Origin of the sequence: Acetatifactor aquisgranensis (assembly GCF_943193215.1) — a bacterium.
Taxonomy (GTDB): domain Bacteria; phylum Bacillota; class Clostridia; order Lachnospirales; family Lachnospiraceae; genus Acetatifactor; species Acetatifactor aquisgranensis.
The window spans coordinates 1-22,602 of the sequence record NZ_CALPDH010000017.1; the positions used below are offsets into that span (position 1 = coordinate 1).

The following is a 22,602-nucleotide window of genomic DNA, read 5'->3' on the forward strand; positions in this document are numbered from 1 at the left end:
CTTTTTGTGTTTAAACACCAAGGATACGGGCAGTTTCAAAAAGATGGGGATAAAAATATCTTAAGGATAAGCAAGTTATACACATTTCCACGGTGCTTGTCTTTTGGTCTTTGATTTCTTTGGTTCGGAATAGTGTGGTGCTGGCGGTCTATCTCTTGTTTTCGGTTGCTTGCTTCTTTACCGTACATGAGCATTACTCCCCGGATTGTGATTTCCATCGCGGAGGTGCCGGAGTGGGAGGACGAGGCTTACCTGAAGAGGGCATTCCGCCTGGAGGTGATACACCAGGTCTGCCAGTGCACGGAGGGGTGCCTGGCATCCACATGCGCCTGCGGGACGCTCCATCTGAATGAGGACATCGTGTGGATTGAGCGGGAATATCTGGACGGGAACCGGTTCATCCCCATCGTGATGGATTTTGAGCGGAAAGCCCAGTCCATCATCTGCTACCGGCTGAACGACATTTTGGTGGAAAAGAAGAGCCCCTGCGGCTGCGGAAGCCTGTTCCTGGCTCTGGAGATGAAACGGGTAGAACTCGCGAGAGAAGGCTGATTCACCTGGAGAAAAAAGTTCCTGTGAGACGGCAAATCTGCAAAAGGGGCAGAGCCGCCCTTCAAGCTTGTACTACCTATTGTCACAACGGTATACCGAACGATGCAAAAGCGAATGGGTAAGAGTTCAGAAAAAAGCAAGAACGATAAAAAGACGTGATGCCTGCCGGCGTGAGATGACTGGCAAGAATGGAACGCCGTTTCTATCATTTTATACGAAGTGAAACAAATTCGGAATGTGGCCGCCAAATGTTCTGACGGCCATTCGATACATTGCCTTTGCGTGGATACGGTCATGCCAAATAAAGCGCCGCATCACTTTTCGCAATGACCATTCTTCGCCATAGCTGCCCAGATAGACAGGATTCTTCAAAAAATCTGGCTGGCTTTCCAGCAGCGCAAAACCTCGCTGTCGGCATTCTGCAATGGTTCCCTCATGGTCAGTCTCAACGCCGATTTCCCCAAAGTAATAGTCATTGACATTTTTTGTATGCTCGTACATTTCAGATGCTGTGCGGGGAACTTGCCCATAGAAAGTTAAACACATCGTATTTTCATGACCATTCTCCAGTAAATGTTGATTTATCTATTATATGTTCCAATAATTTATTCGGCATATCGATAATGGTACATCTCATGTTATCGTGTTCTTTGTCATATTTTACCACATTGCCCTGATTTACTCAATCAGAAAAACATCGTTCCGAAGCCTCACCCTTTCCAAAATTCTTCAACCTCCCTCAAAATCTCATCATGAGGAAGAATGGTAGCCTCCTCAATGCTGATGCCGGTCTTTTGGAGATAATATTTGATCAGATGGTACCCCACGGCATATCCCGCACAATAAGGCAGGCCTGCTTCGGGAAAGCACTGCATCCTGGCCATTTCATCGCCGTACAGATAGGCGGTGATGTTTTCAAAGCCCGTTGCGTTCAGGCCGTCATAGATGATTTCTTTTATCAGCGGCAACAGTTCGGGGTCTGTCTTGCTCACCCACGGCCCCAGAAATGCTTCCCCATGTATCGCCGTAGCATAGTTCTCCGCCAGACCCTCTCCCACAAGCATCTCGCCAAGGGTGACGTCTTTCGTCCATTTGATGAACTGGTACCTGACATTATGATTTGCCTCATGGGCAAGGGCGGCAGGGAGCTTTTTCAGATTGCTTTCCGTGGGAACCAGCCATCCCATCACAAAGCCCGGAATACCTCCGTCCCCGCAATAGCCCTCGTTCATTTTCGTATAAGCATTCTCCGGATTAGCCAGAAATACAGAAAACAGATACTCCTGCACCTTGAGTTCGATTCCCTTGCTGAGAAAGCGTTCCAGAGCGTCCTCGATGGACTTTTGGCAGGCATCCCATAGACTCTCACTGGAAATGGCTTCAATCCAGTCCTTTGTCGTCAGGTCCACTTTGGACGGCGGGAAAATCCCCAGCCTGTCGTTCGCCATGATGATGTCATAAGCGCCTTTTTTAGAAGCCTTGAGAGGGATATGATAGCAATCCCATTTGCCCTGAAAAGGGAGCATCAATTCGTAGCGGTAGATGTCCTCCTTTTTCTCCGGAGCCGCAGTCATTATTTTTCTGTAAACATCCGGCGAATATACACGTTTCACAATCATAATAGTCTCCTCCTGTTCTCCGGCCTCAGCCACAATAAGCCTGTATGGCTTCCATCACAAATACCGCTGTGCCCTCACCCGCGTACGCGTCGATATTTTTTGTAAACTCCCCGCCGCTGGCATACATTTTACCCAGCTCGCTCAGAACCTTGTCCGTGCACTTATAAAAGTGTTCTGTCATGAAGTTTTGCAGCTTTATGACCAGTGCCCGGGCGGCTTCGGAGGATGGATCGGTGCCTTTGAGCGCAGCAAATTCCCGGAATATCATCATGCACCGTTCCTCCAGAAGCTGCCGTTCCTCAGGTGTGCGGGCTTTCGATTTTTCCTGGTACTCCCTGTATTCCGGGGAATCGCCCCATGCGGCTTTTGCCCGGGCGGCGTATTCCTCCAGCTTGCTCCTGTCAAATGCCGAAAAATCCGTATGTTTTTGGCGGGACACTTTCATCGCAAAGGCTATCAGGTTCTCTAAATGGTCCTTTTTTAGCTTCAGCAGCGTTATCTGCTGGTCCAATGCTTTGTTCCTGTCATAATCCGGACTTTCCATGATTTTCCTGATGTCTTTCAGCGGGAATTCCAATTCCCGGAACAGCAGAATCTGCTGCAGCCGCTCCAAATCCGTATCTGCATATAGCCTGTATCCGGCATCGCTGTATTTTGACGGATGCAGAAGCCCGATTTTGTCATAATACTGGAGTGTGCGGATGCTCACACCAGCAAGCTTGCTCACCTCGTGTACTGTCATCATTTGGATTTCCTCCTCTGGGAATAGTATAAACTATGACGTTGCGTAATAGTCAACAGGTTTTTTGATATCTTATTCATTTACAAAGAAAAGCCGGCCGCCTGTCACGATAAGGAAAGGGCATGATGTGAGATATTTGGAATGCGCCTATACGTATCTTTGGATGAAGAGCGACCTAGCTGCAGCTGTAAAAATCTTTATGGAAATCGGAACTTTTAAAGAAGCTGGCGGCAGACCTGCTTGGGATACCGTTGGAAGGCATTGGGCAGTTTGTGATACGGAATCCAGAGATGCCGCCTGAAAACCTTGGGGACAAATTCTGCAGGCTGGATATCAATATGGGAGGATGGACTGCATCGTGCGCGCCATGGCCATCCGGGGCGGTGGCGGGCTGCTTCCTGTATTTGCCATGGATGAGGGGAATCGGACAGATTATTATTTTGACATGAAGGGCATCAAAATACTGCGGCTCTGCGCCAGGATACTGCTTGGGTTTATAGAGGAATGCCTGGGTATCCCATTGTGACGGTGGGGGAGATTTTGTTCGGTTCATTGACGGGTTTTATGTGGTATGATACAATTCATAAGAGAAGTATCATAATTCAGGGCAGAAAGATGGAAGGCACATTGCCGGCGGTCTGCAGTCGGGATTCGTGGCAAGTTTTACTGACGTGTAGTATAAATGCTGTTTCTATAGCCGACGAAATTTAGATATTTGAGCGGTGGAGGTGTAGGGATGGATGTATTGAAAAAAGAAGATATTTATACAATAGATGATATTTATGCGCTGCCGGATGGGGAACGGGCAGAACTGATTGACGGAAAAATCTATTATATGGCGCCGCCAAGTTGGAATCATCAAAAAATAAGCCGAAAGCTGCACCAGGCAATATCAAACTATATTGACAGCAAGAAAGGAAAATGTGAGGCATTGGCAGCTCCATTTGCAGTTTTCCTGAATGAAGATGATATTAATTATGTGGAACCGGACATCTCGGTTATATGTGATTTGTCTAAATTAGATGAGAAAGGATGTCATGGTGCACCTGATTGGGTAATTGAGATTGTATCTCCAAGCAGTAAGCCCAGGGATTATATGACAAAATTGTTCAAATATCGTACTGCCGGAGTCAGGGAATATTGGATTGTCGATCCTGATAAACAGATGACGATGGTTTATGGATTTGAGAAAGATACAGTGGAACAGTACGATTTTGGTGAAGAAGTTCCGGCTGGAATCTATGATGGGTTTGCTATAAAAGTAGAGTAAGCGCCTTGCGTCCCACGGCTCGGGGAGACAGGATTTCTGAAAAGAATGCATAAAAAAGATAGATATGAGCAGATGTAATAGAGTCTGGCCAGATTTTGTACAGGGGGGAGCGATGTTATGAGACGAAGAGCACAGGCATTGTATCAAAACGGAGTCAGGGACTTCTTTGCCCATGCAGAATAGCAGACATATAGTCTTCTGTATGGGCGAATAAAGCTATATGTTCTGCTGTTTCTGCACTTTATTTATTTTAAGATAAATAAGGAGCGGTGAAGATGAAATATTTAAATGCAGCAGAAATATTGCCGGAATATCTGTTGAAAGAGCTTCAGGCATATGTGGATGGAGAAATCCTGTATGTTCCAAAGACTTCTTCAAAAAAAGAATGGGGAGCTGCTAATGGTTCACGGGTATTTTATCAAGAGAGAAACAGGGAAATTCAAAGACTTTTCCAATTGGGATTTTCCATAGATACCTTGGCTGATCGATATGGTCTGGCATATAGCACCATCAAAAAAATAGTATACGGATAATCAAAAGGCGCCTGTGTGATGCGACATGGGCGTCTTTTTGTAGTTAGTTTGACTATAATCATTTCCTCTACTTGCGAGCATGCCCCTGATTCCCTACAATGGTATTGCGGCACCGAACGGAAAGGAGAAAGGCAAATGAAAAATATTTCGACAAGGCAATTCAGTGTATTGGGTGATTGCGGGAGAATTTATCAGTTTATGCTGCCGGAGGGATTTTGTTTTGTGGAGCCGGAAGAATATGATATGGACAAGATAGGCAAGTGCTGCTGGAAAGGCTTCGACCATGAGGAGAGGGAGGGCCCATGGAACCGTCAATATGAACAGGCCAATTACCTGATACAGACAGCCCCTCATGGGACGGCGGAGCTTGACGTCATAATCGCCGATGAACAAGGGGAGTATGCATGCCGCGCGGGAATGTGGTGGACTCCGCAAAACAAACCGGCTTATATGGAACCCCTCTGCACGATTCCCGAGTACCGCGGCAGAGGTCTGGCGGCTGCGGCCTTATCGGAAATGTACCGTAAAACGAAAAAACTGGGCGCCACCCACATGATGGGCGGAGAGAATGGTTTTTATCAAAAAATCGGCTATAAACATGCGGCGAAATGGACGTATTGGAAGAAAAGATAGGCTGCTTATGCGGAAAGACAGGTGAGTGAACATTATGGAAATCAGGCGATACAAACATGATGCGGCCTATTCCTATACATTGGGAATGGCCCTTACAATTGAATTGATTGCCCAAAAGGACTCGTATCATATACGGAAAATATATGTTCATCCTGATTATGTGCCAAAACATGACAAATACAATATTTTTGAAATTTGTAATGAAGCGCAGTTGCCTGTCGAAATCAATAAAAAGGTTTTTGGTCGTTTATCGATGAAAGAAAATGTTTATGTTATAGGGATATTTGACAAACATGATATGAATGTTGAACCTGGAAGGCCACATGTTGTTTTGGTCAATCCCAGTGATTCGGGAAATCTGGGCACAATTTTACGGACAGGGCTGGGATTTGGATTTAAGGACTATGTTATTATCAAACCCGGTGTTGATATATACAATCCAAAAACAATTCGATCTTCAATGGGCGCTTTTTTTCATGTCCGATTTACATATTATGATTCGTTTGAACAGTACAGACAGAAATTTTCAAACCATCAAATGTATTTATTTATGCTGGACGGTAAAATCAATTTAAAGGATATGAAAGAAAGGCAACAGAAAAATCCCTTTTCTCTTGTCTTTGGCAATGAGGGTTCGGGGCTTCCGGGCTTTTTTCGCGATTATGGGGACAGCATATATATCGAACATAATAATGAAATTGATTCCCTTAACTTATCAGTAGCATTCGGCATTGCCGCAAATTCATTTTCGGAATAATTGCACAGGAAAACAGCAGAGCCGGAAAAGAATCCGGCTCTTGTGCCGGTATGCCTGAAAATAGCGAGGGCACTGATAAACCGTATCAGGGCGCGTCAGGCAGCAGCCGGATAGCACCGGGGAATCCGGCTTCTTGGAACAGAGCCTGGAGCTGCTCTACGGAGGCTGCGTCAAACCCATCCGCCATGAGGAAAGTGCCGGTTGCCGTGACTGTGCTGTCCTCTCCGGTAGTGAAGACGACCGCGATGGGATTGCCGTTTTGGAATGTATACAGATAGATTGTGCTCTCTTTGGTCTCGCTGTTGACGAAAGTTTTGGATGCCGTATATACGGAAGAGGTTGCAAGGGCGGCAGTCCCGCTGCGTGAGTTGATCAGGCTGACCAAGGAAGAGGCGCTTCGGTTATCGAGCAGTTTTTTCAGGGAATCCGAAAAAGACTCGGTGACGGTGTCGCTTTCTGCGTAGGCAAGCATATCTCCCAGTGTAGGAACTTCGATTTCATAGACCGCTTGGGGAGCGGCGTAGTCCCCGGTGGCAAGTGTCTGGCGCATCTGTTCGATTTCAGCTGCGCCGCTCATAAGGCTCCCATAACTGCTGCTGTCCACCATCTCCTCCATGAGCAAGATTACGTCCATGCCATGTTCATACAGGGACTTTCCGCTGTTTCCGGGGACAGCGCAGCCGCTGAGGGCAATCAGGAGCATCATTGCCAGGAGTATTGTTTTCTTCTTATTCATTTTCGTTTCCTTTCCGGGATATTTCGGGCCCGTACAATTCTGTAATGAGATGCTTTTTTCATATTCTGCGCAGTACAGTACTGTACAAACTCCGATATGCCAGTATCATTATAATCTATTTTCGATGAACACACAATTCCGATAGGGAAGAAAATTGAAAAATTATAAAGGATATTCCATTTTCCCATCCTGGCTGAGGGAATCGGAAATGATGAAACTTCCTCCGACTTTTTGCGTCTAATATTATAGAAGACCAATAATAAAGGAGGGCTGGATTATGAGAAGAAAAAAGGGTATCGTTTTAATGATCTGCGTGTTGGTAGTATGTGTTGCAGGAGTGGCATTGCTCATTGGCAGAGGCGAAAAGCCGTACAGGAACTTAGATGCGTCTCAGATCATATTGGCAACAGTACGGCTGACACCGCCGGATAAGACGATTCAAATTACTGAGATAAAAGAGTTGGTTGAATATCTGGAAGATGTGGTTATCTATAACAAGGACAACTCTTACACGGAGTATGATGGTCAGGGTGTCACTTTCACGCTTACAATGTCCGATGGCACGCAGACAAGCATTATGGCATATAATCCATTCCTTGTGATTGACGGTATCGGCTATAAAACGAAATATGAGCCATGCCAGGCGCTCAACAGTTACGCTAACAGATTGTTGGATAAGGAAGACGCTATTATCATTCTGGAAGAACCTCCCGCATTGGCTGTTGTAAGCGATAATACATCTATCAGTGCCTTGCCGGGTTCTTATTCCTGGCAGAAAGCGGAAGCTGATGGCACAACTACATCATCTCAGGCCGACAGCGCGCACCCATTGGACTGCAAGGATTTACTTCTCAAATTTGAAACCACTGAACAAGCTGCTGCATTAAATTTTACAGAAGAACCTGACAGATTATTAAGTGCACGATGCTGGAGCGATGAATACTGGGGCGTTCTAAGCGCAGACAGCGAAAATGTCGATATTAACGGGAACGAAATTGTACTGAAACCGGGCGGATACATCTATGAGGTTAGGGCTGAATGGGATGCCGATAACGGATATGGCGGTACAGCACAGTATTCTTTCTATGTTGATTATAGTGAATAAAATCGGTTCCACAGAAAAGAATTTCCCAAGCGGTGTAGACCGTTTATAGACTTTTTTGTGCGCATTTGCGGAGGGAGGGCAGAACGCGCCGTGCCGGACAGGTCTTTGACCGGGAGAAGATTTATGAGAGAATCTGGGGATATGACGCCGAGGGCAGCAGCGATATCCTGAAAGAGCATATCCGTAGGATTCGCGCAAAGCTGGCCCGGGTGACAGACAGGGAGTATATTGGGGCCTGTTCCCGGATTCATGACCGGATTACTTTGTCCCACGCCTTTCTGATGAATGCCGCAGTGGTGGAGCATGGCGACGGCGGGTACTACATTATGGATACGGGGCCGGAGAGCATGGGGGATGCAGAAGACGCAGAGAACGCCCCTGTGGAATTTACCGGCAGAGAACTGTGGTTATGCAGGATGATGGAGGCGCTGATGGTGGTTCTTCCCATATTCTTTTCCGGCCTGGGAATCGTGTGCGCCGGAACCTGTTTTTACCGGGTCAAGCTGAAAGAACCGCTGGCGGCATTGAAACAGGGGATAAGCCATATAGCGGAAAACGACCTGGATTTCACCATGGGCTACGAAAAGCGGGACGAGCTGGGGGAACTGTGCAGGGCATTTGAGACTATGCGGGGCGAACTGGTAAAGAATAACCGTTATATGTGGGGGCTGGTAGAGGAGCGGAAGAGAATCAATGCCAGCATCGCCCACGATTTGAGGACGCCCATCACGGTCATCAAAGGCTACAGCGAGTATCTGGACAGGAATGCCGGAAAGGAAAACCTTACAGGGGAGGGCACAAGGGAGATTGCGGGATACATCAACCAGGCCGCCGTCCGGCTGGAGGAATACGCGGATTCCGTGCGCGAGGTTCAGGCATTGGAGGACATGCGCCTGGAATACAGGGAAGTCTTCCTGGGCAGCTTTTTGGAAGAAATGCGGGCGCAATTTTCTGTCATGGCGGAACAGAACGGGAAAGAAATCTGCCTGTGCGCGAATCTGCCGGAGCGGGCTGTGGCGCTGTCCGCCGTCGCGGTATTCCGGATTATGGAAAACATTGTGGACAATGCCCTGAGGTACTGCAGGGAGCGGATAGAGGTGGAGATTTCCTTTGCCGCGCCTTTCCTCACGATAGCAGTAACGGATGACGGCAAGGGATTTTCGGAGAGGGAGCGCAGAGAAGCGACGGATTATTTCTACAAAGGGAAAATGGAGGGGAGGAAAAAGCGGCATTTCGGCATCGGGCTGACCATATGCAGAATACTTGCGCAGAAGCATGGCGGCGCTATCCTGTTGGATAATGCCCCGGAAGGCGGCGCGCGGGTGACGGTGAAAATAAAAATACAAGAAAGTTCTCCATTGTGACGGAATGTAGACTTTCAGATGGTAAACTCTCCTATCATAAGGAACTGTTCAAAACACTTCCTCAGGAACTGCTTTGAGCATTTCCCGGGCGTAAACCGCCAGAAAGGAGAGTTTTTTCATGGAGATAAAGATTACATCTCTGCAAAAAAGATACGGAAACAGGATTGCCCTGGACGGCATTACCTTTTCTGTGGGAAACGGCATGTTCGGGCTGATAGGAAGGAACGGCGCGGGGAAGACGACGCTGATGCGGATTCTTGCCACCCTGAGCAGGCCCTCCGGCGGGCAGGTCACATTTGACGGAATCCCTCTGGAGGATGTAAAGAGGATTCGGTCTTTTATCGGTTATCTGCCCCAGGAGTTTTCGCTGTATCCGGAAATGTCGGTACAGGAGGTCATGGGGTATCTGGCGGCGCTTTCCGGCATCCCGGGAAAGGTCTGGCGGGAGCGCATTCCCCGGCTCTTGCGGAAAGTCAATCTATGGGATGACAGGACAAAAAGGGCGGGGAGGCTGTCCGGCGGGATGAAGCGGCGGCTGGGCATCGCCCAGGCTCTGCTGAACGACCCGCAGGTACTGATTGTGGATGAGCCCACAGCGAGGCTTGACCCGGAGGAAAGGCTCCGCTTTTACGCTCTGCTGGGCGAATTTGCAGACAGCCGTACCGTGTTGGTATCCTCCCATATCATGAGCGACATTGAAGCAGTGTGCGAAAACGTGGCGGTGCTGGATGCCGGGCGGCTGCTGTTTGCCGGGACGGCAGGGGAATTGGCTGAAAAGGCCGGGGGAAAAGTATTTGAAGTGACGGTTCCGAGAGAGGGACAGGAGTCGGTCAAAAGGGATTGCCATGTCCTGTCTGCCCAGGGGCATGGGGCGGATGTAAGGATCCGCGCCCTGGCCGACCGCGTTCCGGCAGCGGGCCGTTCCGTCCCCTGCGTGCCTACGGCATGGGACGGTTATATGGAGCTGCTGCGCCGGCAGGAACAGGAGGTGGGGGAGTGATGAAGCTGTTTCTGATGGAGTGCGGAAAAACGGCAAGGGGGATTCTGTATTGGCTGTTCGTTCTGGTATTGTTTTTTGCGGGCGTCCGTCCGTTGGATGAGACGGTGGAAAGTGAGCTTCGCCAGAAGGACGACCCCTCATCCGTATTTTATACAGCGGCGGATGGCGTATACGCCAGGGATTCCGGCGGGCTGACTGATAGGGAGATACAGGAGAATATGATGGCCGGGGCTGTGGCGCGGCTTTTGGAAAGTTACCAGAAAAATGCTTATGAATATTATCCTTTCGGATATGTAAAAACGAAGACGCTGTCCGAAGAGGGGCAGAGGGTAATCCTTTCCTATCTGGAGGAGCTGACCGGAATGGGGGAAGAAGCCATAAACGGGGCAGCAGAAGAGAGCGGCGAAGAAGAGTTCCGGATTTCCGGCGGCGGTGCTTACGTTTTGGAGCCGGGACAGGGGAGCATGGCGGGAAACGGACAATATGTCATAGAACCAGGCGATTGGAAATATACGGAAAACAGTGCAGAAATAGCGGAAGCATCGGTTCCCTTTGACCGCTTTCAGGAAATCATGGGAGAGGTGGACGCCATGATTGGGCGAGGTTCCTGTTTCAGCGGGGAGATGCTGGAATTGTATTACTGCGGAAATGATATGGAGAGCAGTCCGATGACGGAGCGGCAGCACAGGGAATTCTATGAAAGCGACCATGTGACGGGAGCGTTTGCAAGGTATTACTGCGATAGCATATCCCTGGTGGTTCTGGGACTGCCTGCCCTTGTGATGGTTGAACTGATGATGAAGGATAAGAACCGGAGGATGCAGGCGCTGGTGTACCCGCGGACGGTTCTCGGCGCAAGGCTGGTCTGCACCCGCTTTGCGGCAGCTGTCTGTATGGTGATGCTGCCCGACTTATCTTTCCGGCCAGGTCTCTGGTGACGCTGGTACGGTTCTGCAAGGAAACAGGAATACAGCCGGATGTATTCGCCTTTGTAAAATATGCCTTGCTATGGATACTGCCCACAGTGATGCTTGTGATGGCTATGGGGCTGTTTTTGACCATACTGACCGAGAACTATTCCGGTATCCTGTTTACAGGGCTCCTCTGGCTGACTGGCAGACCGTCCATGGGCAAAATCGCGGGCGGGAATTATAGCTTGTTCGACTTGATTATACGCCATAACACATTGAAAGGGTATGGGCGGATGACGGAGAATCTTCCTATGCTGACTCTGAACAGGGCTGCCATTTCCGGTATGGCATTGCTGTTCGTGGCGCTTGCGATTATTGTATATGAGACAAGGCGGAAAGGAGTGGGCATCTTTGAAAAACGAAAATTTTTTAACGGTTTTAAAGTCAAATGTACGTATAAACCATAAGCATACACTGATTCCGTCTATTCTGCTGCTGCTGGTGATTCCGCTGATTTACGGGACAGCAAATCTGGACTGCGTCAAATCTGCCGACTGCCTGGAACGGATGACGGCATTGATTGGGATTCCCATGTTCACGCCGCTGCTTTACCGGGAACAATCAGAGGACTTATACAGCATAGTCGCCCTGCGTCCGTTTCCTCTCCGGGCCGTGGCGGCTCTGCGGATTGGGATTTCCGCGGTCGGGGCTTTGGGGCTGATTCTGATTTTTGAGGTTTCCATGGCCGTCCGCGGGAGTACATTCCCGGTTGGGGCGTATGCTTTTCGGACATTGGCAGCGTGCATGGTCCTCGGGTTCACAGGTCTGCTTTGCGCTTCTGCTATGAAAAATGTCGTTGCCGGGTATTTGGGGGCGTTTGTTTTCTGCTTTGCGGTACAAGCAAGGGGCGGTGGCTCCTTGTTCAGGGCTGTCACAAATGGGATTCAGCCGCCGCTGCTGTTATTTCTCTTCGGCGCAGCGGCAGCGATTCTCTTTGCTGTGGGCAGACCAGGCGGCCGATAGTTGAGGATGCATGGTTGGAATTTGCGCATTATCTGGATATAGGGCAGCGAAGACCGATATTTACAGAAAGCGAAATTAATCCAGCCAGACACAATCAACAATGTCGCGGTCGACTTTAACAAATTTTTCCTCTATAAAAACAGCAGCCCAGCCATGTTCTTCATCCCACGGACAATTGAGGGACAATATGACGCATACAGCAACATTTTGCGACTCATATGGGGGATGGCCTGTTTTGCTTCTGGCATAGACTGCGTCTTCCAGAGCATAAAGAGTAACATCCGTGCCTATGTGTTTTATAAGGTCTGCAGGCAATTCGATTTCCGGCCAATATTCTTTGCTTTCTTCCTCGTCATCAGGTCCCCAGTCTCCATACATGTCATCATAATACAGGCGTATAAAGGCCTCCAGCATTTCGGTTTCCAGCTGGGGCGTCCAGTTCTCTATCAGCCTTTTGCAGGAAAGGGCACCTTTCCCTCCATCTTCGTCTAACTCTACAATTTTGAATTCTTTTGGATTTAATAATAAATTCTCTGGCATTTTTCTCCCTCCTGTTCTTTATTGATCCACACCATGGCTTTCATTATACAGCTTTTTCTTGAAGTGCACAAGGCCCTCTGTCATTTTGCGCAAAAGCCGCCGCCAAAGCAGCAGATGACCCGTATGCCGAAAAGCTGGAGCGGGCATACCTGAAATGGCGGAAAGACTGCGGCCTGTCAAGTTAGGGCGCGATTCTACTGACTCTGCTTTTCACGGGAATCTTGCGGGATATGATTGATTTGTATTTCGGTTTGTTCCTTACTATAGGGGGGTTTTCATCCCGATTTATATTGTCGGGAACAAATATAAAGAAAGGAAATCATAGTTACCAGTCTTTGTGTTCGGTACTCTTTTTGCACTTTCCCATTATACACTTATTGGATATGCACTGGCTTCGCTCAAAAATAGGCTATATCAGAAAAGGACATCAAATAGTCAGAAAATAGAAAAAGAAGTCGGACATTATCAAAAAGGTATTGGCTTTTGGATGTCTAAATGTTATACTATATATGAAGTCAAGGAATGGCAAGAACTTAACGGAAAGGAGATTAAAAATATGGAGGCATTAGAAGAAATGACCGAGAAAGAGCAGAAGACGATGTTTATAAGCGCATATATGAACTTACAGCGCGTCAAGGTATCAGAGGACAAGGATAAGGAAATCAGAAATCAGGAAAGAGAACTGAAAGCAAAGCTTGAAGCATTAGGCGTTGTAGTTGAGGATTTGAAAATTGAATAGCGGCAAAAGGATGTTCTCGCTCTGTGCCCCATCGGTGCCTGCAGAAGGAGCAGTTCCGGAGAGCGGGCAACAGGCCGCAGAACAGGGCAGACTGTGAATCCAGGGCAATCAGATAATAATGAAAGCGCCAACGGCGGGACCATAGACATCTATACCATCCGTGACTTTGCGAAACCCAACGCCGACGGATACGGGACATTGACAGGGATAGAAAAGTACAGCCAGAAAGAGTTTGACGAACATGCACAGTCAAGCAATGAGGTACAATCCAGCTCCGGTTCCTGTACCGTAACACAGGAGTGACGGCTATTGCATCATCATGTAGTGGCATCACCATACCATTGTATAGCGGGCGCGGGCATCACCGCACATCCGAAAAGGCCGGCCCCGCTGCCATATGTTCCTGTAATTGCGCTATCTGCTCCCCAGGGCTTTCTGCTTCGAAGAATATTATTATTTGGCAAGCTCGTCAATTGCATCCATCATATCGTTATCGTAGTTTCTGCCTATCTTACTACGGATTCGTTTCATGCTCCTATGATAGTAAGCTTTCAACAGCTTTATTATAAACAGGACAAATCTTCTGATCGGGCCAGGATTGTGTATTCCGTTCTTTTCTTTGGAGCGTGGCCTGTCTTCCCTGAAAACTATATCAAGTGTCCAGTGCAGGTTGTTTTCTATATATTCCAGTGCCTGCGTGCGACAATAGAAAACAGCTCTGCACTGGGCTTGATGCTGCACAGGAAATATCGTTCTTAGATTTTACCAGTTTTATCCATAATCCACAATATTTTCTCCCAAAGAACAGGAGTCAAAAATGTTGTCTGCTTATTTTTGTTCATGCGTTTATTCTGATAGTAGAGCTTCGCCCCTTTACATATGCCATTCTGCAACGTATACTGGAAACGTACAAGAAAAGAGGGGGTGCCAGTACATGAAGTGCAAAACCGGAGGATTTCCCATAAGAAAACATATCGTGCTTATCCTTTCTGTTCTGCTTGTGCCTGCCATGACTGGCTGCGGGCAATCAGACGGCCTGGCGCCATTGGAGGAGCTTCCAGAGGATTATAGCCTGGAACAGGCAAAAAAAGACGGCTGTATTACCCATGAAGACGGGGACATAACACAAGGCAAAGAAAGATTTGAGGAATTCTATGATACCACGAAGTCAGGCAAGGCAGATAAGGTAAGGCTTGCGGATTATTATTCGCCCGACGACCCGTCCGGATACGACCCGGAATCCTATGAAGCTCTCAAAGCCGGTTATCCGCGCCTGTATGTTCTTGATTTGTCTTTTGACGGAGAACAATATACAATCCGTTGGTACGAAGACGGGGAGGAGATTATTAGAAATTATCCATACCTTTTGAAATATGAAGGGCCCGCAGAAAGTTCGGACGCAGTCTATAAGTCATACACAAGGTATGTACTGACAAATGATGACGGAGTCACATGGCAGGAATTGGTGTGGGGAATGATCAGCTCCCAATTAGGCGACTATATTGATCATATGAGTATCTGCACCGACTATGTCTATGAGTGAATTCATGGGTGCAAAATCAGGATATGCGGGGAATCACCAAAAGCCTAAGACAGGGTTTTACACATTCTTTTGCGGGTGGTATAATACTTCATGCTATAGTATAATGTCTTTACATTTAAAATCGGATATGGCAGGAAAGGAAAGCAGAATGAAAATAGGAGAGATTGACCACAATCTTGCGGTGGAAACCAGGCTGGACATCAAGGGCCTGAGATACCGGAATGCCTTGGAGGAGCCCTTTGACATCTACGGATTGTACCGGCCCAGGGAGACAGGCGCCTACAGGCGCATGCCCGGAGAAACAGCGGAGCAGGTGAGCCAGGGAGTCCGGGATCTGAGCGCCCACACAGCGGGAGGGCGCATCCGTTTCCGGACGGATTCCCCCTATGTGGCGGTGAAAGCAAAGCTTACGGGACAGTGCTTCATGCCCCATATGCCCCTGACCGGCAGCCACGGCCTGGATCTGTATGTCCATGATGGGGAAGCGGACGTGTTCAAGGGGACTTTCGTGCCGCCTGTGGAATCCCCTGAGGACTTCGAGTCCGTGCTGTATGTTTATAATGCCGGGATGAACGAAATCACGATAAATCTTCCTCTGTACAGCGGAATCTCACAGCTGTATATCGGCCTGGATGAAAATGCGCAGGTGGAGCATGGAAGGAAATACCGTTCCCGGAAACCGATTCTGTACTACGGTTCCTCCATCACCCAGGGAGGCTGCGCCAGCAGGCCGGGCAACCACTATCCTCTGGCAATCTCCAGAGAGAACAATGTGGACTTCATCTGCCTGGGCTTTTCGGGCAGCGCAAAGGGAGAGCCCGTGATGGCGGATTATCTGGCCGACATCGAAGCCAGCGTGTTCGTCTGCGACTATGACCACAATGCGCCGGACAGGGAGCATCTGGAGCGCACCCATCCCGCGCTGTACAGGCGCTATCGGAAATCGAATCCTAAGACGCCAATCATTTTTATCTCCCAGCCGGATATCCGGCTGGCGGATATGGATAGCGTGAGACGCCGGGACGTGATATATCAGACCTACATAGAAGCCCTGAGAAACGGCGATGATCGCGTCTTCTATGTGGATGGATACCAGCTCTTTAACGGCAACAGGCGCTATGACTGCACAGTGGACGGCTGCCATCCCAATGACCTGGGCTTCTTTCGGATGGCGGAGGTGATTGGGGAAGTAGTGCGGCATTGCCTGTCTTTGGTGTAGCCATAGATGATTGCCCGAGGAAAAGGAAACTGAGAATGCAATATGATTGTCTGATTATAGATGACGAAAAACTGCTTGCGGACAGTACGGCGGAGTATTTCAATCTCTTCGGCGTCAATACGGCGGTGGCCTACAGCGCGGCACAGTGCCGGAAGTTTTTTGAGACGGATACGGCACAGCTTCTGTTGCTGGACATCAACCTGGGGGACGGCAGCGGCTTTGCCCTGTGCAGGGAACTCCGGGAAAAGACAGAGATTCCCATCCTCTTCATCTCCGCCCGGAGCAGCGATGACGACAAGATAATGGCGCTGCATATCGGAGGGGACGACTATGTGCAGAAGCCCTATTCGCTGGGAGTGCTGCTGGCCAAAGTGCAGGCGGTGCTGAAGCGCTATGGACGCCAGGGGAGCTCTTGCCGGGAAAAGGAGAGCTACCGCTGCGGCAGGCTGGAAATCGACTTTGAGACCAGACAGGTGTCAGTGGAGGGCAGACCTGTGAAGCTGACGGCCCTGGAGTTCAGGCTGCTGTCTTACCTGGTGCGGAATGAGGACAGGGTGGTCGCCAAGCGGGAACTGTTTGAAAAAGTCTGGGAGGACAGATTCACAGGGGACGGCACATTGAACGTGCACATCCGCAGACTGCGGGAGGCAATCGAAAAGGAGCCTGGAAATCCGGAACATATCCTCACGGTCTGGGGAGACGGGTACAGATTCTGTAAAGGAGACGGATGAAAAAACGTACTTTTATAATCGCCCAGATATTCATCCTGGCGATATGGCTGACCCTGCTCCTTTCTTTCGCGCTGCAGGAGACGGACAGCTTTCAGGATGCAGTGGCAGTAAACGAAGCGCTGCAGTCGGTGCGGGCGGACTGGGACAGACTGGAGAGCCATGAGAACCGGACAGATTTATCCTATGTGGTTCTGGACACAGAGGGGAACGTGCTGTACCGGACAGGCGCAGGATTAAGCGAGAGCGTCAACCGGGCAATCGTTCACAGAGACACGATTCTGGACATTGAGAAAGAGGGGGGTGTGGCGGGCAGGCTGATAGTGTTCAATGACAGCTCCGGGATTCTGGAGTCCCGGAAGCGGACGGTGACGCTTGCCATGGCGGGGAGCGCGCTGGTCCAGTGGGCCCTCTGCGTCTGGTACCTGTTTTACCTGAGGCGCGTCATCATCAGGCCTTTCCGGAAATTAAAGGATTTCGCCAGGCGGGTCGCCGGGGGCAATCTGGACGTCCCCCTTGCCATGGACAGGGAAAATCTGTTTGGGGCCTTTACGGAGAGTTTTGACATTATGCGGGATGAGCTGAAAAAGGCCCGGATGGCAGAGGCGAAAGCCAATGCTGAGAAAAAGGAACTGGTGGCAAAGCTGTCCCACGATATCAGGACGCCGGTGGCCAGCATCAAGGCCGCTGCCGAGGTGGGAGCGGCCCTGGCCAGCGAAAGAAAGACCCGGGAGAATTATGGACAAATCATCCGTAAAGCAGATCAGATAGACGCGCTTGTCTCTAATTTGTTCACTGCCACGCTGGAGGAGCTGGAGCAGCTTACCGTGGCGCCTGTGGACATGGAGAGCAGCGAACTGGCGGCCATGCTGGAAAGCGCGGACTATTTCAGCTATGCGGCGGTTCCGACCATTCCGGAGTGCCTGCTGCATGCGGACAGGCTCCGGCTGCAGCAGGTGTTCGACAATATCTTCGCCAACTCCTATAAATACGGCGTAGGTGCACCTCAGGGGACAGGTACCTTTCCGGAAAACAGGAAGATTGACGTGACTCTGCGGCGGGAGAACGGATACCTGGCCGTCTGCATCGAAGACTGTGGCGGGGGCGTGAAAGAGGAGGAACTGCCCTTTTTGAAAGAAAAATTCAGGCGCGGCAGCAATACTGGGAATCTGGAGGGAGCGGGGCTTGGGCTCTATATCTCCGATTACTTCATGAAAGAGATGGGAGGGGAGCTCCTGGTGGAGAATGGGGAAAATGGCCTGAGAGTGACGGTTGCCATCTGCCTGAGCAAATGACCCGGATAAAGCTGCAAAAATATTTTTGGTTGATTTTATGCTGCAAATTATGTATAATATGCTTAGCAGGGCAGCCGAAAGGTGAGTGCGAGTCACCCGTCCCGGCGAATAACTACATTAGGCATCAAGAAATAGTCGTCCAGTCATTGCTAGTGAGCGGGACGGCTATTTCTTATTTTTCAGATTCAGAATTGCCACAATCAGCAGCGCCATGGTCAGGATGACCATGAATTCCTCGTATGTACTCATAATAATCACCACCTTCCGCAGGACTGGGAATGGGTGAGAGCACGTCCCCCGGCTGCCCGGGTAAGCATATTACAGGAACCGTTTCGCGAACCCTGTAATCAAGTATTGTATTCTCATAGTGCATTTTTGATTCAGGAGAGCTGTCCTATGCCGGTTCATTCGGAGGTTTTTGATACCTGGCTGCTTCGGAAAGAGTTGCCGCATATTCGGCGACTTTTCTCTGTCCTTCCTCATTCAGGGGCGCACATGTGCTTTCGTACCATTCGCGCTGCTTTTGAAGCAGTTTGGCATATGCCGCCATACGGGCATGGAAGTTGCTGTTTTTCTCAAATTCCATTGTCATAAGAGGGAGTCCGTTTTCGTCTCTGACTGAAAACTCTGCCGGGGATGCTTCGGTTTCAGAAATCGTTTCCCTGGGAGCGCCATCAGGAGAAAGCGGCTTTGCCGTTTGCGATATTTTGCCGTTTGCGATTTCATAGAGATCTCCGAAAAATCTATAATAGCTCTCCTCGTTTTCCAGAAGATATGTTGCCGATACTTTGAAGTAATCAGCTATTTTCTGAAGCATATCCAGGCCGGGCTCACGCTTTGCGTTTTCCCAGTTGAAAACAGCGTTTTGTGTCACATGAAGTTCATTCGCGAGCGCAGTCTGGGTCAAGCCATGCTTAAGCCTTAATTGTTTTAGTATTTCCGGAAAACGCGCCATAGTTACAGTCCTTTCCGAAACAACAAAGTGGTGTATTTGCTATTTACATAGAAAATAATAGCATATTGGTGTTCTGAATGCAATACCTAATCTTGCATTTAAGGTATTTTTAAGGATTGAGTAAAGACATTTAAGGATTGAAATGGGAAAATGGAACCTGTAAAGGCCGCATACGCGGAAACATAACGGAGGTACTGATACATGAAGAAAGTTCTGCTGAAAACCGAGGGCCTGAGTAAATCCTTTTCAAACGGCGGCGTGCTGCAGCATGTGCTGAAAAACATCGACCTGGAGCTCTATGAGGGCGATTTCACCGTCATCATGGGAGCCAGCGGCGCTGGGAAATCCACGCTTTTATACGCCCTCTCCGGGATGGATACGCCCACCCTGGGCACGATTACCTGCGGAGAGGAGGTCATATCCGATTACAGTTCCGATGAGCTGGCGGTCTTTAGGCGCAGGGCCTGCGGCTTCGTGTTCCAGCAGATCTACCTGATCGACGGCATGAGCGTCATGGACAATGTGCTGGCGGCGGGGCTTCTGGTGAACCGGGACAGAAAGGAAGTGCTGGCCCGGGCGAAGGAGCTGCTGAAGGCGGTGGACATCCGGGAAGAATCCTGGGGGAAATTCCCCACCCAGCTTTCGGGGGGAGAGGCCCAGCGGGTGGGCATCGTCCGCGCCCTGATCAATTCCCCCCGGATTGTCTTTGCCGACGAGCCCACGGGGGCCCTGAATTCCAAGACCGGCCTGGACGTCCTGGACACCCTGAGCCGGTTCAATGAACAGGGCGTCAGCATGGTCATGGTCACCCACGACATGCGCTCGGCCAGACGGGGCAACCGCATCCTGTACCTGAAGGACGGTGCTCTCCTGGGAGAGTGCGACCTGGGCAGATATGTATCCGGCGACAGGGCACGGCATGAAAAACTGGCCGCTTTCTTAGGGGAAATGGGGTGGTAGACATGAGGAAAAGCATTCTGATAGCAGCGTCCAATCTGCGCAGGGCCAAAGGGCAGACGGCAGCCATCACCGTATTGATTCTGCTGGCTTCCGCCATGCTGAACCTGGGGCTGATGCTGTCCCTGGACTACAAAGACAACTTCGTCCGCTGCTTTGACAATCTCCACGACGGCCATGTGACGCTGGGAATCAGCGCCAGAGACCCCGGAATGGAGGATTTCCTGGAGGAAGTCTTTCGGGAGGACGGGCGTGTGGTGGAGTATACGAAAAACGATGCCCTGATCATGGAGGGATACTTCTCCTACAACGGAGGGGAGGTCAACACGGAATTCGTGATTATGGAAAAAGAGACGGCCCTGAACCGCCCGGTGGGCAGAATGGAAATCGTGGAGGAAGGGGATGAAAAAAGCGGCATCTATCTTCCCATGCTGTACGGGGCGGATGGGAAAATCGCCGTGGGAGAGGACGTCGAAATCACCATCGGGAACCATACGATGCGTTACAGGGTCTGCGGGTTCCTGAACAGCGCCATGGCCGGATCCCACAATTGCGCCATGAGCGCGCTGCTGCTGACGGCGGACAAATATGAGGAGCTGGAAGAAGCGGGCTATGCGCCGACATCCACTTATGTTTCGGTGCGGATCCGGGATAAGGCGGAGAGCGAGGATTTTGAAGCGGCGGTGAAAAACAAGGTATCCGCCAGATACCAGTCCGTCAGGCTGCTCAGCAATAACTATGAGCTGGTGTCCTCTTCCCGCTATATCTCCCAGATGATATGTGCCGGTGTAGTCAGCGCCATGGCGTTTATCGTGACACTGATCACGCTGGTGGTGATCTCCTCCAATGTGATCCAGTATGTCCAGGAGAACATGAAGAATCTGGGGGCATTAAAGGCTGTGGGATATCAGAGCAGACAGATCGTGGCGGGGCTTCTGCTGCAGTTCCTGGGGGTGGTGCTTCTGGCTGCCGCGGCGGGCATCGGTCTCTCCTATTGCCTGTTCCCGGCGGTGAACGACATGATGATCTCCCAGACGGGGATTCCCTACAGGTTGCATTTTCTGCCCATGTCCTGTGCCATTACCCTCTGCGTCATGGTCGGGGCCGTGGCCCTTGTGGTATGGCTGTCCGCGGGAAGAATCCGGAAGATTGAGCCTATCGTCGCTTTGCGCCAGGGCGTCCTGACCCACAGTTTCAAGCGCAACCATGTGCCGCTGGAGCGGACGGGAGCGCCTTTGCAGCTGGCGCTGGCCCTGAAGACCTGTGCTTCCGGGATGAAACAGAATGTCACGGTCTGCACCACGATGCTGGTGCTCTCATTGGTCTTGGTGTTCTCGGCGCTGATGGTGGAAAATGTGATTGTGGACATGGCTCCTTTTATCAATCTGATTGTGGGGGAGACGGCGGATTCCTGTATCAATGTCAAGGCAGAAGCGGAGGAGGCGCTTCGGGAGAGGGCGGAAGCGGAGGAGGATATCACGAAGCTCTATCTGTACAATTCCGAGGAGGTGCGCCATGTGGACGGGGTCGCGCTGACCGCCACCATGGCGGAGGATTTCTCCCAGGTGAACAACCAGGATGTCTGCTATCGGGGACGCTTTCCCAGGTTCGACAATGAAGTGGCCATCGGCGCAAAGTATGCCTGTGAAAAAGGGCTGGAGATTGGGGACGAGATCACCCTGACAGCAGAGGGGAGAGAGGCGGATTATCTGATCTGCGGCTTTACGCAGATATCCAATAACCTGGGCAAGGACTGTCTGTTGACCAGAGAGGGCTATGAGCGGATGGCGGCGTTTTCCAGCATCAGCTTTTACATCAATCTGAAAGAGGGAACGGACATAGACGGGTTCAATGAAAGAATGGAAGAGCAGCTTGGAGACGGCATGAACACTGCCATCAATATCCTGTCGGTCATCGAGGGCTCGGCGAGGGTCTATGTATCGCTGATGAGGGTCATCATCGTGGCGATTCTCCTATTGAGCGCGGCCACCATCGCTTTCGTGCTGTATCTGCTGGTGAGGACATTGCTGAACAGCAGAAAAAGGGACTACGGCATCCTGAAGGCCCTGGGCTTTACCACAGGCCAGCTGGTCCTGCAGACAGCGGCCAGCTTTCTGCCCGCGGTGATTCTCTCTACGATAGCGGGCATTCTGGTGAGCTCTCTGGTCATCAATCCGCTGACTGCGCTGTTCCTGAGCGGAATCGGTATCGTGAAGTGTACCTTTACCGTGCCCGCAGGGCTGATTGCGGTGTCGGGAGCCGGGATGGTGCTCCTGGCCTTTGGGCTGGCCTGTCTGCTGTCGCTGCGGATCCGGAAGATTGTTCCTGTGGATTTATTGGCAGGAGAGTAAGGAACAGGCCCCTGCCGCTGACTGTGCTGC

At 50.2% G+C, this 22,602-nt stretch carries 27 protein-coding genes; 21 read left to right on the forward strand and 6 right to left on the reverse strand.

Annotated elements, in window-relative coordinates; translation table 11 throughout:
- The first annotated feature begins 186 nt into the window (after nucleotides 1-186).
- Nucleotides 187-552, forward strand: coding sequence for a hypothetical protein (locus NFS35_RS15110; RefSeq protein WP_251207959.1), 366 nt, complete (start codon nucleotides 187-189; stop codon nucleotides 550-552).
- A 210-nt stretch (nucleotides 553-762) separates the two neighbouring features.
- Here NFS35_RS15110 and NFS35_RS15115 read toward each other — a convergent pair whose 3' ends face one another.
- From NFS35_RS15115 to NFS35_RS15125, 3 genes are all read right to left on the reverse strand, one after another.
- The gene (locus NFS35_RS15115) at nucleotides 763-1,053 is read right to left on the reverse strand and encodes a hypothetical protein (protein WP_251207960.1); all 291 of its coding nucleotides are present in this window, start codon (nucleotides 1,051-1,053) and stop codon (nucleotides 763-765) included.
- A gap of 209 nt (nucleotides 1,054-1,262) precedes the next feature.
- Entirely contained in the window at nucleotides 1,263-2,171 is a 909-nt protein-coding gene (locus NFS35_RS15120; protein WP_251207961.1) for a DUF2268 domain-containing protein, read from the reverse strand.
- A 25-nt stretch (nucleotides 2,172-2,196) separates the two neighbouring features.
- Entirely contained in the window at nucleotides 2,197-2,916 is a 720-nt protein-coding gene (locus NFS35_RS15125) for a MerR family transcriptional regulator (protein ID WP_251207962.1), read from the reverse strand.
- A gap of 124 nt (nucleotides 2,917-3,040) precedes the next feature.
- Here NFS35_RS15125 and NFS35_RS15130 point away from each other — a divergent pair, with 124 nt between their 5' ends.
- From NFS35_RS15130 to NFS35_RS15155, 6 genes are all read left to right on the forward strand, one after another.
- On the forward strand, nucleotides 3,041-3,214 hold the full coding sequence (locus NFS35_RS15130; RefSeq protein WP_251207963.1) for a hypothetical protein: 174 nt from the start codon (nucleotides 3,041-3,043) through the stop codon (nucleotides 3,212-3,214).
- A 45-nt stretch (nucleotides 3,215-3,259) separates the two neighbouring features.
- Nucleotides 3,260-3,439, forward strand: coding sequence for a hypothetical protein (locus tag NFS35_RS15135; RefSeq protein ID WP_251207964.1), 180 nt, complete (start codon nucleotides 3,260-3,262; stop codon nucleotides 3,437-3,439).
- 210 nt (nucleotides 3,440-3,649) lie between these two features.
- Entirely contained in the window at nucleotides 3,650-4,183 is a 534-nt protein-coding gene (locus NFS35_RS15140) for a Uma2 family endonuclease (RefSeq protein ID WP_251207965.1), read from the forward strand.
- 275 nt (nucleotides 4,184-4,458) lie between these two features.
- Nucleotides 4,459-4,716, forward strand: a complete 258-nt coding sequence (locus NFS35_RS15145; protein WP_251207966.1) for a CD3324 family protein — start codon at nucleotides 4,459-4,461, stop codon at nucleotides 4,714-4,716.
- A gap of 135 nt (nucleotides 4,717-4,851) precedes the next feature.
- Nucleotides 4,852-5,349, forward strand: coding sequence for a GNAT family N-acetyltransferase (locus NFS35_RS15150; protein ID WP_251207967.1), 498 nt, complete (start codon nucleotides 4,852-4,854; stop codon nucleotides 5,347-5,349).
- Nucleotides 5,350-5,383: 34 nt separating this feature from the next.
- The gene (locus NFS35_RS15155) at nucleotides 5,384-6,106 is read left to right on the forward strand and encodes a TrmH family RNA methyltransferase (protein WP_251207968.1); all 723 of its coding nucleotides are present in this window, start codon (nucleotides 5,384-5,386) and stop codon (nucleotides 6,104-6,106) included.
- A gap of 85 nt (nucleotides 6,107-6,191) precedes the next feature.
- Here the strand turns inward: NFS35_RS15155 and NFS35_RS15160 are convergent, their stop codons facing one another.
- On the reverse strand, nucleotides 6,192-6,842 hold the full coding sequence (locus NFS35_RS15160; protein WP_251207969.1) for a hypothetical protein: 651 nt from the start codon (nucleotides 6,840-6,842) through the stop codon (nucleotides 6,192-6,194).
- A gap of 277 nt (nucleotides 6,843-7,119) precedes the next feature.
- Between NFS35_RS15160 and NFS35_RS15165 the strand changes: the two genes are divergently transcribed.
- The 6 genes from NFS35_RS15165 (at nucleotide 7,120) to NFS35_RS15190 (ending at nucleotide 12,245) form a co-directional block, all read left to right on the forward strand.
- On the forward strand, nucleotides 7,120-7,947 hold the full coding sequence (locus NFS35_RS15165) for a hypothetical protein (protein WP_251207970.1): 828 nt from the start codon (nucleotides 7,120-7,122) through the stop codon (nucleotides 7,945-7,947).
- A 65-nt stretch (nucleotides 7,948-8,012) separates the two neighbouring features.
- Nucleotides 8,013-9,311, forward strand: coding sequence for an ATP-binding protein (locus NFS35_RS15170; RefSeq protein WP_251207971.1), 1,299 nt, complete (start codon nucleotides 8,013-8,015; stop codon nucleotides 9,309-9,311).
- A gap of 118 nt (nucleotides 9,312-9,429) precedes the next feature.
- Nucleotides 9,430-10,311, forward strand: a complete 882-nt coding sequence (locus NFS35_RS15175) for an ABC transporter ATP-binding protein (protein WP_251207972.1) — start codon at nucleotides 9,430-9,432, stop codon at nucleotides 10,309-10,311.
- Entirely contained in the window at nucleotides 10,308-11,249 is a 942-nt protein-coding gene (locus tag NFS35_RS15180) for a hypothetical protein (RefSeq protein WP_251207973.1), read from the forward strand. The genes NFS35_RS15175 and NFS35_RS15180 overlap by 4 nt, the downstream gene beginning before the upstream one ends.
- Nucleotides 11,246-11,689, forward strand: a complete 444-nt coding sequence (locus NFS35_RS15185; RefSeq protein WP_251207974.1) for a hypothetical protein — start codon at nucleotides 11,246-11,248, stop codon at nucleotides 11,687-11,689. Before NFS35_RS15180 ends, NFS35_RS15185 begins: the two co-directional genes overlap by 4 nt.
- Complete coding sequence (locus tag NFS35_RS15190) at nucleotides 11,634-12,245, forward strand: hypothetical protein (RefSeq protein ID WP_251207975.1); 612 nt, start codon at nucleotides 11,634-11,636, stop codon at nucleotides 12,243-12,245. The genes NFS35_RS15185 and NFS35_RS15190 overlap by 56 nt, the downstream gene beginning before the upstream one ends.
- Nucleotides 12,246-12,320: 75 nt before the next feature.
- Here the strand turns inward: NFS35_RS15190 and NFS35_RS15195 are convergent, their stop codons facing one another.
- On the reverse strand, nucleotides 12,321-12,785 hold the full coding sequence (locus NFS35_RS15195) for a DUF6985 domain-containing protein (protein WP_251207976.1): 465 nt from the start codon (nucleotides 12,783-12,785) through the stop codon (nucleotides 12,321-12,323).
- A gap of 556 nt (nucleotides 12,786-13,341) precedes the next feature.
- Here NFS35_RS15195 and NFS35_RS15200 point away from each other — a divergent pair.
- The 6 genes from NFS35_RS15200 to NFS35_RS15225 all read left to right on the forward strand — a co-directional run bounded on the left by NFS35_RS15200 (nucleotide 13,342) and on the right by NFS35_RS15225 (nucleotide 18,309).
- A complete protein-coding gene (locus tag NFS35_RS15200) occupies nucleotides 13,342-13,524 on the forward strand; it encodes a hypothetical protein (RefSeq protein ID WP_251207977.1) in 183 nt (60 codons plus the stop codon).
- A 93-nt stretch (nucleotides 13,525-13,617) separates the two neighbouring features.
- Complete coding sequence (locus NFS35_RS15205; RefSeq protein WP_251207978.1) at nucleotides 13,618-13,827, forward strand: hypothetical protein; 210 nt, start codon at nucleotides 13,618-13,620, stop codon at nucleotides 13,825-13,827.
- Nucleotides 13,828-14,458: 631 nt separating this feature from the next.
- The gene (locus NFS35_RS15210) at nucleotides 14,459-15,067 is read left to right on the forward strand and encodes a hypothetical protein (RefSeq protein ID WP_251207979.1); all 609 of its coding nucleotides are present in this window, start codon (nucleotides 14,459-14,461) and stop codon (nucleotides 15,065-15,067) included.
- 148 nt (nucleotides 15,068-15,215) lie between these two features.
- Nucleotides 15,216-16,286, forward strand: coding sequence for an SGNH/GDSL hydrolase family protein (locus NFS35_RS15215; RefSeq protein WP_251207980.1), 1,071 nt, complete (start codon nucleotides 15,216-15,218; stop codon nucleotides 16,284-16,286).
- A 35-nt stretch (nucleotides 16,287-16,321) separates the two neighbouring features.
- The gene (locus NFS35_RS15220; protein WP_251207981.1) at nucleotides 16,322-17,017 is read left to right on the forward strand and encodes a response regulator transcription factor; all 696 of its coding nucleotides are present in this window, start codon (nucleotides 16,322-16,324) and stop codon (nucleotides 17,015-17,017) included.
- A complete protein-coding gene (locus NFS35_RS15225; RefSeq protein ID WP_251207982.1) occupies nucleotides 17,014-18,309 on the forward strand; it encodes a HAMP domain-containing sensor histidine kinase in 1,296 nt (431 codons plus the stop codon). The genes NFS35_RS15220 and NFS35_RS15225 overlap by 4 nt, the downstream gene beginning before the upstream one ends.
- Before the next feature lie 394 nt (nucleotides 18,310-18,703).
- On the opposite strand, the gene NFS35_RS15230 is transcribed toward NFS35_RS15225, so the two are convergent.
- Nucleotides 18,704-19,264 (reverse strand): helix-turn-helix domain-containing protein, encoded by a 561-nt coding sequence (locus NFS35_RS15230; protein ID WP_251207983.1) that lies wholly within the window; start codon nucleotides 19,262-19,264, stop codon nucleotides 18,704-18,706.
- 201 nt (nucleotides 19,265-19,465) lie between these two features.
- On the opposite strand from NFS35_RS15230, the gene NFS35_RS15235 reads away from it, so the two are divergent.
- Together NFS35_RS15235 and NFS35_RS15240 are read left to right on the forward strand one after the other, a co-directional pair.
- Nucleotides 19,466-20,224 carry an ABC transporter ATP-binding protein gene (locus NFS35_RS15235; RefSeq protein ID WP_251207984.1) on the forward strand — a complete coding sequence of 253 codons (759 nt, stop codon included), beginning with the start codon at nucleotides 19,466-19,468 and terminating at the stop codon, nucleotides 20,222-20,224.
- 2 nt (nucleotides 20,225-20,226) lie between these two features.
- On the forward strand, nucleotides 20,227-22,572 hold the full coding sequence (locus NFS35_RS15240; RefSeq protein ID WP_251207985.1) for an ABC transporter permease: 2,346 nt from the start codon (nucleotides 20,227-20,229) through the stop codon (nucleotides 22,570-22,572).
- The last annotated feature ends 30 nt before the right edge of the window (nucleotides 22,573-22,602 follow it).